Source organism: Natrinema pellirubrum DSM 15624 (assembly GCF_000230735.2).
GTDB lineage: Archaea > Halobacteriota > Halobacteria > Halobacteriales > Natrialbaceae > Natrinema > Natrinema pellirubrum.
Genome location: NC_019962.1, coordinates 2,344,860 through 2,359,696, shown reverse-complemented (window position 1 = coordinate 2,359,696; position 14,837 = coordinate 2,344,860). Strand labels below are relative to the sequence as shown.

At 65.8% G+C, this 14,837-nt stretch carries 18 protein-coding genes; 10 read left to right on the top strand and 8 right to left on the bottom strand.

All coding sequences use genetic code 11. The annotated features are described in order from the left end of the window. Positions 1-14 precede the first annotated feature (14 nt). Positions 15-464, top strand: coding sequence for an acyl-CoA thioesterase (locus tag NATPE_RS11385; RefSeq protein WP_006181615.1), 450 nt, complete (start codon positions 15-17; stop codon positions 462-464). 134 nt (positions 465-598) lie between these two features. On the opposite strand, the gene NATPE_RS11380 is transcribed toward NATPE_RS11385, so the two are convergent. The 4 genes from NATPE_RS11380 to NATPE_RS11365 all read right to left on the bottom strand — a co-directional run bounded on the left by NATPE_RS11380 (position 599) and on the right by NATPE_RS11365 (position 3,301). Further along, positions 599-826, bottom strand: a complete 228-nt coding sequence (locus NATPE_RS11380; protein WP_015299065.1) for a hypothetical protein — start codon at positions 824-826, stop codon at positions 599-601. A gap of 126 nt (positions 827-952) precedes the next feature. Then, the gene (locus NATPE_RS11375; RefSeq protein ID WP_006181613.1) at positions 953-1,738 is read right to left on the bottom strand and encodes an HAD-IIA family hydrolase; all 786 of its coding nucleotides are present in this window, start codon (positions 1,736-1,738) and stop codon (positions 953-955) included. A 126-nt stretch (positions 1,739-1,864) separates the two neighbouring features. Further along, positions 1,865-2,269 (bottom strand): SHOCT domain-containing protein, encoded by a 405-nt coding sequence (locus NATPE_RS11370; protein ID WP_006181612.1) that lies wholly within the window; start codon positions 2,267-2,269, stop codon positions 1,865-1,867. A 93-nt stretch (positions 2,270-2,362) separates the two neighbouring features. Beyond that, positions 2,363-3,301 (bottom strand): hypothetical protein, encoded by a 939-nt coding sequence (locus NATPE_RS11365; RefSeq protein WP_006181611.1) that lies wholly within the window; start codon positions 3,299-3,301, stop codon positions 2,363-2,365. 131 nt (positions 3,302-3,432) lie between these two features. Here NATPE_RS11365 and NATPE_RS11360 point away from each other — a divergent pair, with 131 nt between their 5' ends. Further along, the gene (locus NATPE_RS11360) at positions 3,433-3,861 is read left to right on the top strand and encodes a hypothetical protein (protein WP_006181610.1); all 429 of its coding nucleotides are present in this window, start codon (positions 3,433-3,435) and stop codon (positions 3,859-3,861) included. 48 nt (positions 3,862-3,909) lie between these two features. Continuing rightward, positions 3,910-4,377: a hypothetical protein gene (locus tag NATPE_RS11355; protein WP_006181609.1), complete on the top strand. Its 468-nt coding sequence runs from the start codon at positions 3,910-3,912 to the stop codon at positions 4,375-4,377. Between the two features lie 75 nt (positions 4,378-4,452). On the opposite strand, the gene NATPE_RS22290 is transcribed toward NATPE_RS11355, so the two are convergent. Continuing rightward, positions 4,453-4,590: a rubrerythrin-like domain-containing protein gene (locus tag NATPE_RS22290; protein WP_006181608.1), complete on the bottom strand. Its 138-nt coding sequence runs from the start codon at positions 4,588-4,590 to the stop codon at positions 4,453-4,455. Positions 4,591-4,975: 385 nt separating this feature from the next. Continuing rightward, the gene (locus NATPE_RS11350) at positions 4,976-5,158 is read right to left on the bottom strand and encodes a DUF7501 family protein (protein WP_006181606.1); all 183 of its coding nucleotides are present in this window, start codon (positions 5,156-5,158) and stop codon (positions 4,976-4,978) included. Positions 5,159-5,360: 202 nt separating this feature from the next. On the opposite strand from NATPE_RS11350, the gene NATPE_RS22285 reads away from it, so the two are divergent. Then, positions 5,361-5,489 (top strand): rubrerythrin-like domain-containing protein, encoded by a 129-nt coding sequence (locus tag NATPE_RS22285; protein ID WP_006181605.1) that lies wholly within the window; start codon positions 5,361-5,363, stop codon positions 5,487-5,489. 63 nt (positions 5,490-5,552) lie between these two features. Here NATPE_RS22285 and NATPE_RS11345 read toward each other — a convergent pair whose 3' ends face one another. Then, positions 5,553-8,918 carry a disk-shape morphogenesis protein volactin gene (locus NATPE_RS11345; RefSeq protein ID WP_006181604.1) on the bottom strand — a complete coding sequence of 1,122 codons (3,366 nt, stop codon included), beginning with the start codon at positions 8,916-8,918 and terminating at the stop codon, positions 5,553-5,555. Between the two features lie 323 nt (positions 8,919-9,241). On the opposite strand from NATPE_RS11345, the gene NATPE_RS11340 reads away from it, so the two are divergent. From NATPE_RS11340 to NATPE_RS11325, 4 genes are all read left to right on the top strand, one after another. Next, on the top strand, positions 9,242-10,753 hold the full coding sequence (locus NATPE_RS11340) for a phosphoenolpyruvate carboxykinase (ATP) (RefSeq protein WP_006181603.1): 1,512 nt from the start codon (positions 9,242-9,244) through the stop codon (positions 10,751-10,753). Between the two features lie 216 nt (positions 10,754-10,969). Then, positions 10,970-11,158, top strand: a complete 189-nt coding sequence (locus tag NATPE_RS11335) for an HEWD family protein (protein WP_006181602.1) — start codon at positions 10,970-10,972, stop codon at positions 11,156-11,158. A 57-nt stretch (positions 11,159-11,215) separates the two neighbouring features. Further along, positions 11,216-11,518 carry a divalent-cation tolerance protein CutA gene (gene cutA, locus NATPE_RS11330; RefSeq protein WP_006181601.1) on the top strand — a complete coding sequence of 101 codons (303 nt, stop codon included), beginning with the start codon at positions 11,216-11,218 and terminating at the stop codon, positions 11,516-11,518. Positions 11,519-11,610: 92 nt separating this feature from the next. After that, positions 11,611-12,099 carry a 50S ribosomal protein L11 gene (locus NATPE_RS11325; protein WP_006181600.1) on the top strand — a complete coding sequence of 163 codons (489 nt, stop codon included), beginning with the start codon at positions 11,611-11,613 and terminating at the stop codon, positions 12,097-12,099. A gap of 163 nt (positions 12,100-12,262) precedes the next feature. Here the strand turns inward: NATPE_RS11325 and NATPE_RS11320 are convergent, their stop codons facing one another. Then, positions 12,263-12,868: a hypothetical protein gene (locus tag NATPE_RS11320; protein WP_015299063.1), complete on the bottom strand. Its 606-nt coding sequence runs from the start codon at positions 12,866-12,868 to the stop codon at positions 12,263-12,265. Positions 12,869-13,145: 277 nt separating this feature from the next. Between NATPE_RS11320 and NATPE_RS11315 the strand changes: the two genes are divergently transcribed. Together NATPE_RS11315 and NATPE_RS11310 are read left to right on the top strand one after the other, a co-directional pair. Next, positions 13,146-13,778, top strand: a complete 633-nt coding sequence (locus tag NATPE_RS11315) for a 50S ribosomal protein L1 (RefSeq protein WP_006181598.1) — start codon at positions 13,146-13,148, stop codon at positions 13,776-13,778. Then, the gene (locus NATPE_RS11310) at positions 13,779-14,828 is read left to right on the top strand and encodes a 50S ribosomal protein L10 (RefSeq protein ID WP_006181597.1); all 1,050 of its coding nucleotides are present in this window, start codon (positions 13,779-13,781) and stop codon (positions 14,826-14,828) included. It begins immediately after the preceding gene. The last annotated feature ends 9 nt before the right edge of the window (positions 14,829-14,837 follow it).

Genomic DNA, 14,837 nt, shown 5'->3' with positions numbered 1-14,837 from the left:
GAAAACGTCCGCCGATGACGGACCTCATGGAGACGGTAATCGAGAACCGGGAGATGGTCCAGCCGAACCACGCCAACATGTTGGATGTCGCTCACGGCGGCAACGTCATGAAGTGGATGGACGAAGTCGGCGCGATGTCGGCGATGCGGTTTGCCGGCGAGATGTGTGTCACCGCCCGCGTCAACCAGATGAACTTCGAACGACCGATCCCGGTCGGCGATACCGCCTACATCACCGCCTACGTCTACGACGCCGGCACCTCGAGCGTCAAGGTCCGGCTGGTCGCCGAGCGCGAGAACCTCCAGACCCGCAAGCGCGAACGGACTACCGAGTCGTACTTCGTCTACGTCGCGATCGACGACGACAACACGCCGACGACCGTCCCCGAGCTGACCGTCAGTACCGAGGAAGGCGAACAGCTCCGACAGGAAGCGCTGGCGGACGATCTGGGCCGGGCGGATTGAGCCGGGCGGCGGAACCAGTTCCGGTCTCGGTTCTCCACACTCTCGTCTATCACGCGGTGACAACGCCGTTCGCTATCCAGTGCGAACGAAAAACGGGTCCGTGGGTCCCCGAAACGAGGACCGTCCCGGTCGCGTTACTCCTCGCTGCCGTCGGTCGACCGCGGGTCGAGTTCGCCGAGGTCCCCGAGGGTTCCCTCGAGCGTACCGCGGGTGTCGGCGACGGTCGCGCCGACGAGCCCGCCGATCGCACCGCCCGTACTCGCGGCGTTGCGGCTGAACAGTCCGCCGATCGCTGCACCGACGGCCGCCCCGATGGCCGCGTATCGAGCGCGCAACAACACTGCTGTGATTCGTTCTCTCATGTGTCGTACATGGATACAGTCACGGATAAATATACCTCCCGAGGTGTCGCAGACGGCTCGCCGGAAGTCACTCCCGCGCAACCGCGACCGCCCTGCGGTTGGACCGGCAACTTGGGACGGATCGTCTCAGAGAAGCGTGTCGACGGCGGCCAGCGACTCGAGGACGTGGTCGGGTTCGGCGTCGGCCCCGACATCGGCGAGGTCCGCCCGATCGGTGACGCCAGTGAGGACGAGCGCGGTCTCCATCCCCGCTCGATTCCCCAGCGCGATGTCGGTATCGAGCCGGTCGCCGACGACCAGCGTGTTCCGGGGGTCGGCCGCGAGCCGGTCCATCGCGGCCGTGGCCGCGACCGACGAGGGCTTCCCGAGGATCGCGTCGGGCTCCCGGCCGGCGACGGCCTCCATCGCGGCGATCATCGCGCCCGAGCCTGGGATCTCGCCGTCGTCGATCGGAACCGTCGCGTCAGGATCGGTGCCGTAGAACGGCACGTCTCCCTCGAGCGCCTGCAGGGCAGACCAGAGCGTGCCATACGAGAAGGTATCGTCGAACGAACCCAACACGACCTCGGCCTCGTCGGGCTCGGTCGTCAACTCGACGGCCGCGTCCTCGAGAATCGACTCGAGCCGGTCACTGCCGACGAGATAGACGCGCTGGTCGGGATGAGTCGCGGCGAGGTACTCGGCAGACACCGTCGCGGAGGTGAGGACGGTCTCGGGATCGACATCGATCCCGTGGGGCGCAAGCGTTTCGCGGTAGTGAGCGCTTCCCCGCGTCGGGTTGTTCGAGAAGAGCAGTCGCGAACAGCCCGCGGCCTCGAGCGCGCGTAAGCCGTCGGTCGCGCCGGGGAGCAACTCCTCGCCTCGGACGATCGTCCCGTCGACGTCGAGGATCGCCGCCTCGTAGTCGGTCATCGGCCGTCCCTAGGACCGGCCGGCGATTGAGTGTTGGGATGGCACAGACGGACTGTCGGAAGTCAGTCCCGATGTGACCGCGACCGTCCTGCGGTCACACCGGGGAACCCGTTACGACAGTCCGTCTCACCGCTCGCGCTCGAGTGAAAGGTTCGCCGTCTCGACGTCGGCATCGGCAGCCCGTTCGTCGGCCTCGAGCAGTCGGTCCAGTTTCGCCTCGAACTCGGCGTCGGAGAGTTCGCCGGCGGCGTATCGTTCCTGTAAGGTCGTCACGGGGTCTGTTTCAGCGGCGGCCGCATCGGACTCGGCGGCCGAAGCGGACGATTCGGTGGCGGCTTGCTCGTCGCCCCCGCCCTCGGCGAGATACCACAGGAGCAGTCCCCCGAGGACGATCACGGCAGTAGCCAGAATGGCGTAGATCGGTCCAGCCAACAGCAGTAAAGCGATGATGAGGACGTCGGCCAGGACGAACTTCATGGCGAACAGTTCGACCAGGGAGTAGTCCCGGCCGCCGGCGGTTCCGCTGGCCATACGCGCTAGTTGTGTGCCGGCTGAAATAACTGTGCGGGACTGCGACCGCGGGTCGGCCGCGCCCGGCGGAACGGACCGCCCGATCGTCCTCGATCAGCTCTCCCGGACCTGATCGAAGAGTCCGTCGCTGGTGTCGTATCCCTCGCCGTTTTCGACGTAGTGGAGGACGGTCGAGTACCCGTTGTCGTCCCAGGCGCTCGAGGCGGCGTCGCGGGCCTCGGCGAAGTTCCAGGGCGGGCCGTCGTGGAGGACGGGATCTTTGTGAGCCTGGCCGGCGACCGCGAAGTTCTCCTCCTCGTACTGGGGCAGGTCGTACGCGCGGACGTGGTACTGGGTCGTCGGCGTCGACAGCCCCTTGACGATGTGTTCGTCCTGTTTCGTGACGTAGGGCAGGGAGGCGTCCTCGTCCATGATGACGTATCTGTCACCGGGGCTGCCGGCGTACAGCGACGTCCAGCCCCACGACTCCATCTGCGAGTTGATTGACGCGGCGTCGCGATCGAGGTCGCGGTTCCAGCCGACGTTGATCGGACCTGTCGCCTCGCCCAGGTCATCCTCCTGTGGGTTATCGACGTCGGAGTTGTAGACGTACAGCGGCCCGGTGTAGTCCGGGATCGAGGCCGTACCGACCGCCGCGTCCGCGCTTCCCGCGTCCCGCTGTTTTGTCTCGAGTCGATCGAACTCCCGGAAGCGACCGATCACCGCCGTGTCGCGGTAGTTCAGGGTGAACGCGCGATCGGGGTCGGTGTACTCGTCGGGGACGGCCCGTCGGTGGATCGTTCCCTCGTCGTAGACCAGCGTCGCTTTCCCGTAGTAGTCCCGAAGTTCGGGACTGACGAACCGCTGTTCGTGTTCGAAGAAGTCGCCGTCCGGTCGGTACTTGTGGATGCGGCGACCGGAGACGGTCACCGGTCCCGCGTCGTCGTCGCTCGCGGCGCTTCCCACGCCGGCGAGCCCGGCGAGCAGACCGCTGCTCGCGATCGATGCGAGGAACCCGCGTCGTCCGAATCGTGCCGGATCTGTCTCGTCCATGATCCGGATCGTCTTCCGTCGCAGAAAGTAACGAAATTTTATAATAGTGGCCCGTATCGAACCGAGTGGGAGCGTCTCTCACATAGCGTTATTGAGCAACGCCTATCATCCCGGTAGCCGTCGTTACGTCCGTGACTCCGGTCGTTCCCACGGTACTGCTCGGCTCGAGTCAGGGCCACGTCTTCGCGCTCCGCTGGGGCCTGCTGGCTCTCGCCGGCGGAACGATCGCCGGCGGCCTGCGACTCGCGTACGCGACCGGTGCCGTCGGCGCGAACGGGTATCACGCGCTGTCGGCGGTGGCGCTGTATGTGGTTCCCGCGCTCGGGTTCCTCGTCGCGGCGGGGACGGGATACGCCAAAGGGGCCCTCACACGGGGGATGCTGTTCGGTCTTGCCGCTCCCGTCGGGGCGGTGCTGACCCTGCTCGTGGCGGCGGCCGTCGGCACCTCTCAGTTCGATTCGGATTCCCGGACGTGGTTCATCGGAGCCGTGGTCGTCGGGCTCGCCGTCGGATTGCTCGGCTGGGGTTCCGGTCGACTGCTCGACATCCTCTGGGGGTAGCCGGCCGCGGTGGGAATTCTTATCCGGGGACCCGACCTACGGCCGGGTATGACACTCGAGGTCGAGCCCCCCGAGCCGCCGGAACTGGAGTTCGTCGACCCCAACGAGTACGAGGACGCGACCATCAGCGCCGACGGCGAGGAGATCGACTACCGTCGCGAGGAGCTACAGGCGTTCCTCGAGGAGGGAGCTTGGACGGAGGCGTTCGACGAGTGGCGCGCCGACACCGATCTCGAGGACCGGGAGTACGGGATCGCGCGGGACCTCGATCTCTTCGCTGGCTTTGACTTCTTCTGGGACGATTTCGCCGACCGTGTGGGGTATCACGCACCCGGCATTCCCGAGGACTGGCAGGCCCGGGAGTATCACCCCGAACTCGACACCTGGGGGACCGTCTCCTCGATCAACGCCGAACTCACCGAGTTCGGCCAGATCGTCTCGGTCACGCTCAAAGAGGAGTACGTCGACTGGGAAGCCGAGTACGAACCGCCCGAGGACCTGCCGGACTTCGACTGAGTCCAGCGGGCACCGACCGACGCTGCGACCGCGACTCGAGCAGGTCCGGACGGGAGATGACTGCCCGCAACGGCGTTACTCGCGAGCCACGGCGATGTTCCGTGTACGGCCGTTGCACTTCGGACAACGACCGAGCGAGTCCGTGACCTTGCGGTGGCCGCAGTTCCGGCATTCGTAGTACGATCTGTCGTCGGCGTGTGGCGCTGGGTACATGCTGGCCCGTGATTGACTACCACGGAAGAACGTTACGAGAAGACAGTATGAGTCGATAGGGACAATACTAGTGCGCGGAATGCGGTTTCGGACTGCACATTCGTCCATCTATCGGGCCGTCCGTCGTTAGCTCGAGCGCGAATCGCTCGACGCTTGAGTACCCGGAGACGCCGTCGCCGTCAGCCGATCGGTCGACGGTGAGAGTCGCCGATCGTTTCGTGTTGCGCGACCGTCGGTTTGGTGCCTACCGGTCGTCGTCGGCGACAGCAGACGGTGGCGAAACGGGTTCCGCGACGCTCAGTCGGGTCGGGAGTCGGTGGATCGGAAAACGCAGTTACTCGCGGCCGTTGATGGAGTCGATACTCGAGTCGGTCGTCGCCGGTCGCTATCCGGCCCATTCGCCGGCGAGGTCGCCGGCGATGTTCTGTCGCCACTGTTCGAACCCCTCCTCGCAGTCGGTCTTCTCGTCGATATGGTCGACGAAGCCGGCACCGGGCGACGCGAGTTCGTCTCCGCAGAACGGGCACGTGACAGGGTCGGACCAGTCCGTCGTCGTGTTCACAGCCATGTACCGATATCTATCAGGAACTATCATATAAGTCTCGCCCGTTAGGATCTATTACAATTAGTATGCCATATAATGACATTGGTGAGAATGTTGGTGGTTCGAAGCGATACCGGTCCCGTACCCCGGTTCGTCGTTCAATTGGTTGGTTCCCGACGCGTTTACGACGACAAGAGTTAACTCGACTCGAGAAGTATGGCAACACATGGCATTCGAGGAGCAACGCGAGTACGAGTGCGTCGACTGCGGGCGGCGGGAAACGGTCGGCGACGCGCTCGTCAGCACCTGTCCGTACTGCGGGGGCGAGATGCGCAACGTCGAGTTGATTCAGTAGGACGTTCGAACGCCCCGTCTCCCGGCAGTTCCGTCAGCCTGTGGAATCGGTAGCGGACGGTAGTCAACGGTCAAGTGCCACTGCGACGCCGACCAGCAGGAGGCCGAGGATGATGGCGCCGGCCCCGACGGCAGTCCCACCGGTGAGGGCGGCAACGCCGCCCGCGACGACGCCCGCGCCGCCACCGCCCGCAGCCACCGCGGGCGAAAGGGCCGTACCGTCGGTCGTCTCCTCGCGAACGGCCTCGAGGTCCGTCCGGAGCGCCTCGAGATCGTCGGTGCGGTCCGCCCGCTCGTCGACGGCGTCGAGTCGCGCGTCGATGGCTTCGACCCGATCCTCGAGATCCGAGAGCCCCGTCGAAACCGTCTCGAACCGTTCGTTCATCGCGTCGGTCTCGTTTTCGACCGACTGTACGTCGGTTCCGAGCGTCGCGGTCTCGTCTTCGAGCGCACGGACATCGTTTTCGAGCGTTGCTACCTCGTCCTCGACCGACGCGACCGCCGACGCCGTCGGCATCGAATCGATGGACTCGGCGAGGTCGTCGGATGCCGCTTGCAACGAGTCGAGTCGGTCGGCGGTCGCGGAAACGTCGTCCTCGAGGGCCGACAGATCACGCTCGCTGGCAGCATCGTCGACCCGATCCGAGAGCCCGTCGAGGTCGCCACCGATCGCCTCGAGTTCGGATTCGACCGCCTCGAGCGTCGCCGAAACGTCCGCGAGTCGGTCGTCGTGGTCGGCCAGCCGCTGGTCGGCGTCGTCGGACTCGGCCTCGAGCGCCGCCACCGTCTCGGTCAACGATTCAGTTTCGGACTCGAGGTCGGCCTGGAGGGCGGCGACATCGTCCGCGAGCGAGGTCTCGACATCGTCGACGCGGTCGTCGAACGACGCCCGTACGTCGTCGATCTCGTCCTCGAGCGTCGTCCGAACGTCGGCTACGTCCGCCAGTTCGTCCTCGAGGCCGTCTAACCGACCCTCGACGGCTGCGAGGTCGGCGTCGATCGACTCCACGTCGTCGGCCACCGTCTCGATCCCATCTGCGGTTTCGGTCACCGACTCCCGTACCGCCGCGAGCGCCTCGTCCGTGACTGCCTCGTCGTCGAGCCGGTCGACCGTTGCCTCGAGTGCCGAGAGATCCGCAGCGATCTCGTCGGTCGTGGTTTCGAGTCGACCCTCGAGGGTCGACTCCACCCGATCGATCCGCCCCTCTAGCTCCGACGCCGCCGTCTCCACCCGCTCCGTGAGGGCATCGTCGAGCGACTCGAGGTCGGCCGTCAGCGCCGCGAGGTCCTCGTCGAGGGCCGACAGATCGTCGGCGATTCCCTCGACCGTCTCAGTGTCAGCGGCCCGGTCCTCGAGATCGGCCAGCGAGTCCGAGACGGCCGATACCGTTCCGTCGATCTCCTCGAACGCCGACTCGAGGGCCGTCAGATCGTACGCGAGCCCGTCGACTCGCTCGTCGGTCGCGGCCGCTTCCTCGAGGGTCGCGAGCGTGTCCGAGAGCGCCTCGAGATCGGCGTCGAGCGTCTCGGTCCGCTCGTCAAGCCGCCCGCGAACGGTGTCGAGATCGGCCTCGACGGCTGCGATCTCCTCGTCGATCGTGGCCTCGACCTCGTCGACCCGCGCGTCGGTCCGCTCGGACTGTTCCTCGAGTCGGCCCGACACGCCGTCGATCCGGGTACGCAGCTCCTCGAGCCGTCCCGAGACCCCCTCGAGTCTGGTTTCGGCGCGGTCGGTCGCCGTTTCGAGGGCCGCGAGATCCGCCGCCAACTCCGAGGTCGTCTCCTCGAGGGCCGCGAGATCCGTCTCAGTCGCCGCGGTTTCCTCGAGGGATTCGAGGTCGTCCCGAAGGTCGTCGAGGCCGTTCTCGGCCGTTTCGGTCCGTTCGGTTACCGTGTCGAGATCGCTTCCGAGGTCGTCCAGCCGCTCCTCGAGGGCGGCCCGTTCGTCGGCTGCGGTCGCGTCCAGTTCCGCCAGTTCGTCGTCGACGCCCTCGATCTCTCCCTCGAGGGCCGCGAGCGCGTCCGACAGCGCCGCGAGATCGTCGTCGAGCCGTTCGACGTCGTCCGAGACGGCCGCGACGGTCGACTCGTCGGCGTGCGTTTCGCTCTCGTCCGCGAGGTCGGTCAGTTCGTCGGCGAACGACTCGAGGCGCTCGTCGAGTTCGTCGACCGCCTCGGCGGGCGCAGTCCGTTCCTCGACGTACTCGAGGTCCTCGATTAGCCCCTCGACGTCCGCCCGGACCGACTCGATCTCCGCGTCGCGATCGGCGAGTCGGTCGAACAACTGATCGATGGCGTCGTCGCTGGGATCGGTGTGTGACGGCTCGTCGAACGCGAGTTCGGTCGGATCGCCGGTCGTCGACGCCTCCCCGCCTCCCGATTCGTCGGCAGCGGCGCTCGGGTCGGTGACGACCTCTCCCTCGTCGCCGCCGGCCGTCGGGTCCTCCCACGTGATCGTCTCGTCGGCGTCGACGTCGTCTTTCGCCGCCGCGAGGGCACCTCTAGCGGCACTTTCCGCGGGTGCGGCGGCGAGCCGGACGCCGCGAACCGAAAACGGGAGCGCGGCGGCGTCGAACCGCCCGCCGAACAGGTACTCGACGCCCTCGACCGCACCCGTCCCCGCGATGGCGATCGGGACGGACAGCCCCTCCTGGACGTCGCTCTCGTCGGCCTCCTCGCGGATCGCCTCGGTCAATGCGGCGATCAGCCCGTCGAACGCCTCGGCGAGCGCGCTCTCGATCTCGCCGGCCGCCGCATCCGGATCGAGCGTGAACTCCGCGAGGACGCCGGCGACCTGTGCCGGTGCGTGGCCCGTTTCGGCGGCTGCCCGCTCGACGAGCCACTCCCGGCCCTTCGAGAGCGAACAGGTCATCGCCGGGACGCCGTAGTACGCGAGCGTCGCGTTCGTGGTCCGGGCGCCGATGTTGATCCCGAGCCCGGTGTAGTTGTCGCCGGCCAGTTGATCGTAGATCACCGCAAACCCCGTGCTGATCGGCGTCATCTCGAGGCCACGATCGGCCAGCACGGTCTCGACCGTCTCGCGATGCACATCGGCCGAGGCCGTCGCGTCGATCAGCGGCCCGGGTGTCGTATAACAGAGTTGCCCGTCGGACTCCCCCTCGAGGAGGTCGCCGACGACGGTATCCAGCGCGGGCGTCGCGTACGCCGTCGTCTCCGCCGCGAGGACGCCGCCGTCGAACACTGACCGGGGTGTGTCGTCGACTTCGTCGGCGACTGCCCGCGCGTCGTCGCCGACCGCGTATGTCGTTCCCTCCGCCCGGATCGTCCGTTCCTCGGAGATCCCTGCCGCCTCGAGGGCGGCGTCGTCGACCGGAACGACGACCGGCGGGACCGCGTCGATCCCCTCCCCTCCGTCCGCGTCGGTAGCGGCCCGTACCGTCCCCGGGCCGATGTCGAGACCGTATGCCATACCCCCGGCAACTTCGACCGCCCTATTGGAAGTTTGCCCCCCAGTACCAGATGTGAAAATCGGCGCTGCCGGCGCCCGCTGACCGCCACCACTGGACACTCCCGCTGCCGACGGAACACGACTCGATTAGAATTATTTCTGACTCGAGTACTCATTATCTCTTACCAGAAAGAGTACTCTTTCGGACCTAGTAATGAGATTGTTACACACGGCCGTCTCCGGGCTAGGAACCGCCATACGTTACTCGGTCACTGGGTAGGTCCTGACACACGACGACGAAAATCCTTCACGCTTATGCATCAGGAAGATGGTGACTTAGGTGTATGTCTGAAACCGGGACGGAGTCCCGTCCGCTGGTCCGACAGCTTCCGGATCCAACCACAGCGTCGAACGTCCGGTATAACCCGTCGCTCGAGGAACTACGGGAACTCGCCGACCACGAGGAGACGACCACCGAGTTCGGGTCGCCATCCTACGTCAGTGAGTTCCGTTCGCGGAGCGCCGATCGGACGAAAAACGCCGTCGACGACGAGTTCGACGAGCGCGATCACGAACTGATCGACGACGCCGTCGATCGTACCGACGAGACCGAGTTCGTCTGCGTCGACCGACTGATGGGCCGCCACCCCGAGGCGTCGTTTTGCTGTCGGCTCTTCGTCCCCGTCGAACACGCTCGCATCGCCTACGCGTGGGCGAACCTGTTCGAGCCCGCCGACGGCCGGGACCCGGACCTCTATACGGTCCAGCTCCCCGACTACGACGAGACCGCCATCCGCGTGCTTCCCGATACCGGCTTCACCGCGGTGTTGGGCAGCGACTACACCGGCGAAGCCAAGAAGTCGTTCCTCCGGCTGTTCATGTACCGGATCAAGCAGCAGGGTGGCCTCGGACTCCACGCGGGGAGCAAACGCGTCCGCGTCCGCGATGCCGACGGCGACCTCCGGACCGTCGGGCAGGTCTTCATGGGGCTGTCCGCGACCGGTAAGTCGACGCTTACCTCCCACGGCTGTTGGCTCGAGGACCCCGAGGACGCCGCGATGCTGCAGGACGACGTCTGTGGACTGCTCTCAGACGGCTCCGTCGCCGGCAGCGAAGGTCAGGGGCTGTTCATCAAGACGATCGGCCTCGGCGAGGACGAACAGCCCGAACTCTACGCGGCCGCGACCGACGAGTCGGCGATCTTGGAGAACGTCGCGGTCGACGACGACGGTACCGTCGACTTCGACGAGGATCGCCATACCTCGAACTCCCGCGCGATCATCCAGCGCGACCAACTCGAGAGCGCCGACGAGGAGATCGACCTCGGGAGCATGGATCAGGCCTTCTTCATCACCCGGAACCCCCTGATGCCGCCGGTCGCCAAACTCGACGAGGAACAGGCCGCGGTCGCGTTCATGCTCGGCGAGTCGATCGAGACCAGCGCGGGCGACCCCTCCCGCGCCGGCGAGTCGATCCGCGTCGTCGGGACCAACCCCTTTATCGTTGGGCCGGCGGGCGAGGAGGGCAACATCTTCCACGAACTGATCGACATCCTCGACGTCGACTGCTACGTCATCAACACGGGGTATCTCGGCGACAAATCCAAGGACATCGGCGTCACCGAGTCAGTGACGATCCTCACCGAGGCCGCTCGCGGCACCATCGAGTGGACGGACGACGAGCGGATGGGCCTGACCGTCCCCGAGTCGATCCCGGAACTCGACATCGAGGACTACTACGTCCCCGACCACGTCGACGATTACGAGGACGCACTCGCCGAGTTGCGCGCCGAGCGCCGCGAGTACCTAGAGCAGTTCGACGAACTCCGCGACGAGATCAAAGACGCCGTCTACTGATCGCCAGTTCCGGTCTCGGACCGGCCACAACCAACTGTCCCCGGACTTCAGACTGATACGGTCTCCCGTCCGTCATTGCCGGCGGGACCGCGACCGTCCTGCGGTCCCACCGGGAACTCGGTACGGCAACCCGTTTGACGCACGATTTTCGAGCGGCGAGGCAGCACTTGCCGCGCACGGATACCGTTATATGTGTCGAGTTCCCACGGACCAATAATGAGTACACAGGTACGGAAACCGACCGCGAGAGTCTGCGAAGAATGCAGTCGAGTCGAACGATGGGACGAGACCCTCGAGGCCTGGCAACTCGCGCTCGAGGACGACGAGAAGCAAGTCGGTAACCCACACTGCATCCACGAGTGGGATATCAACGGTACGTTCAATCCGGTCAACGACGACGAGTAGCCGGGCAACGTGTCCCGTGACGGGACGTTTTTGCCCACCTCGAGCGTAGCGTCGGATATGCCGACCGTCTACGTCACAGCACCGCCCGAGGCGGCTACGGAAATCACCGAGACGCTCGTCGAGGAACGGCTCGCGGCCTGCGTCAATCGCCTCGAGGCGACCTCGACGTACCGCTGGAAGGGAGAAATCCACCGCGACGAGGAGGTCGTCCTGCTCGCGAAGACCACCGACGACGCCTACGATGACCTCGTCGACCGCGTCCTGCAACTGCATCCCGACGACGTGCCCTGTATCGAACGCTTCGACGAGAGCGACGTCCTCGAGTCATTTGCGACGTGGCGCGCCGATAGCGTCGAGTAGTGACCGGCGATCGGACCCGCACGTGAGACGGTCACAGACGATGACTGCACGAATTAGCAACCCTTAAAACTCGCGCACGGGTTGTGACGGATATGGCTGGAACCATCGAAGTGCTCGTTCCGGGTGGCCAGGCCAATCCTGGCCCGCCGCTCGGTCCCGAGCTTGGACCGACCCCCGTCGACGTGCAGGCCGTCGTACAGGAGATCAACGACCAGACCGAAGCGTTCGACGGGACCGAAGTCCCCGTCACCGTCGACTACGACGACGACGGCTCCTTCGAGATCGACGTCGGCGTCCCGCCGACGGCCGAACTCGTCAAGGACGAGGCCGGCTTCGAGACCGGCAGCGGCGAGCCCCAGAAGGACTTCGTCGCCGACCTCTCGGTCGATCAGGTCAAACAGATCGCCGAGCAGAAACACCCCGACCTGCTGGCCTACGACCTCCGCAACGCGGCGAAGGAAGTCGTCGGTACCTGTGCCTCGATGGGCGTCACCATCGAGGGCAACGACGCTCGAGAGTTCAAAGAGCGCGTCGACGACGGCGAGTACGACGACGTACTCGTCGACGAAGCGGCAGCGTAATCACGGGCCGATCGAGTTTTGTCGTTTCCGATGTCGCGTGCGTAGCCGCGCACGTCGTTGCAAACCCGACAGTGCTGTCTTCTGTCGCATGCGCTCACGCGAGGCTACGAGTCGTCGGAACGGTATAGAGGACGTGAAGCGCCGGCGGGGGTGGTGGGCCGATTCAGATCTTGTTCGCAGGCGGGACGGTCCGGTCGTCGGGGCGGGCCGCGCCGACGCCGCCGACCAGCACGCGGACGCTGGCACCGATGCCGAGCGCGCCGGCGAGGGCGGCGACGGCCACCGTCGCCGGGAACACCAGGCCGGCGGCCCCGTGGATGAGCCCGCCGACCAGAATACCGGTCCAGAGACGATCGCGGCCGACGATCGCGGCCGCGTTGCGCCCGAGCGCGGTGAATCCGATCGCGATCACGGCCGGCAGGACCGTCACCCCGAGGATGACAAGCGGGATGCCGAAGAACGTCCCGACGCTCGTATCGACGATGAGATACCCCGTCCCCGCGAGCCCGGCGACGACGAGCAGGCTCGGCAGTCCGAGACAGATCGAGATGACCGGACTGCGGCGGGACTTCGAGATCGCCTGCGTCCCGAAGTTCTGGAGCAGCCCCAGCACGACCATCGCGACGAGGACCGTCCCCGCGAACTGAATCCCCGCCCGCAAGAGCGGGTCGAGCGATCGATACGCCTCGAGTTCACCGCCGGCCGCCGGCATGGCGATCGAGCCGAGTACTGCCGGCCCGATACTGATATATAAGTCTAATGGCCACATAGACGAATGGTATACGACAACGCATAATAGAACTTTCGGTGAAATTGACTGTAATGATGCCTTACGAAACTGATCGCTGCGCTGACGGAACGGACTCGCGGCCCGTTCATCGACTCCGATCCGAGTACGCGTCGGGGGATCGCCGCGTTCGGCCCTGACGCGAGCGCGCGGGTAGTTCGACGGGTTTAAGTCCAGCATCGCACTTGGTTCAAAAGAGACAGGCATCGCCTGTTTCACTGACCCGTAGGAGCAGTCCTGCGTACTACGGAGGTGAACGATGGCAGATTCGGATATTGAAACAGCAGTAGCCCGCGCACTCGAGGACTCGCCGGACCGGAACTTTACCGAGACGGTAGACCTCGCGATTAATCTGCGCGACTTAGACCTGAACGAACCGTCGAACCGCGTTGACGAGTCGATCGTCCTGCCGGCCGGAACCGGCCAGGAGACCCGCATCGTCGTCATCGCCGAGGGAGAGACCGCAGTCCGCGCCGAAGAGGCGGCGGACGAGGTTCTCTCGGCCGATGACGTCGCGGATCTGGACGACGACGAGGCCAAAGACATGGCCGACGAGACGGACTTCTTCATCGCCGAAGAGGCGATGATGCAAGACATCGCCCGGCACCTGGGTACCATTCTCGGTCCCCGAGGGAAGATGCCGGACCCGCTCTCGCCCGACGACGACGTCGTCGAAACCGTCAACCGGCTCAAAAACACCGTGCAGCTTCGCTCCGGCGACCGACGAACGTTCCACACCCTCGTCGGTGCCGAAGACATGGACGCCGAGGACATCGGCGACAACATCGACGTCATCCTGCGACGCCTGCACGCCGACCTCGAGAAGGGCCCCCAGAACATCGACGCCGTCTACGTGAAGACGACGATGGGGCCGTCCGTGGAGGTGGCCTAAATGAGCGCACAGGCCGAACGCAAGACCGAGAACCTTCCCCAGTGGAAGAAAGAAGAAGTCGCGGAGCTCGAGGAGATCATCGAGCGCTACGACAGCGTCGGCATCGTCGGCATCGCCGGCATCCCCTCGAAACAGCTCCAGGACATGCGCCGGGACCTGTACGGCACGGCCCAGCTGCGGGTCAGCCGCAACACGCTGCAGTCCCGCGCGCTGGAAGACGCCGGCTTCGGTGACCTCGTCGAACACGTCGAGGGCCAGGTCGGTATCGTCGGCACGAACGAGAACCCGTTCTCGCTGTACAAGGAACTCGAGGCGTCGAAGACGCCGGCACCGATCAACGAGGGCGAGGTTGCGCCGAACGACATCGTGATCCCCGAAGGGGACACCGGTGTCGATCCGGGGCCGTTCGTCGGCGAACTCCAGAGCATCGGCGCGAACGCGCGCATCGAGGACGGCTCGATTCAGGTCATGGAGGACTCGACGGTCCTCGAGGCCGGCGAGGAAGTCTCCGCGGATCTGGCGAACGTCCTCAACGAACTCGGGATCGAGCCCAAGGAAGTCGGGCTCGACCTGCGCGCCGTCGTCGCCGACGGCGTTCGCTTCGACCCCGAGGACCTCGACATCGACGTCGAGGCCTACGAGAGCGACGTGTCGACGGCCGCCGCCCGCGCACGGAACCTCGCGATCAACGCGAGCTTCCCGACCGCGAGTACGGCCCCGACGCTCATCGCCAAGGCCACGGGCGAGGCCAAGAGCCTCGGCCTGCAGGCCGCCATCGAGGACGAAGAGCTGATGCCCGACCTCGTCAGCAAGGCCGACGCACAGCTGCGTGCGCTCGCGGCCCAGATCGACGACGAGGACGCCCTGCCCGAGGAACTGCAGGACGTCGACGCGGCCGCCCAGCCGGCGGCCGCCGATGAGGGCGACGCTGACGACGAATCGGCAGACGACCAGACAGAGGAGGCCGAGACCGAAGACACCGACACCGACGACGATGACGACGAAGACGACGGTGACGGCGCGGCCGGTCTCGGCGAGATGTTCGGATAACTAACGGAG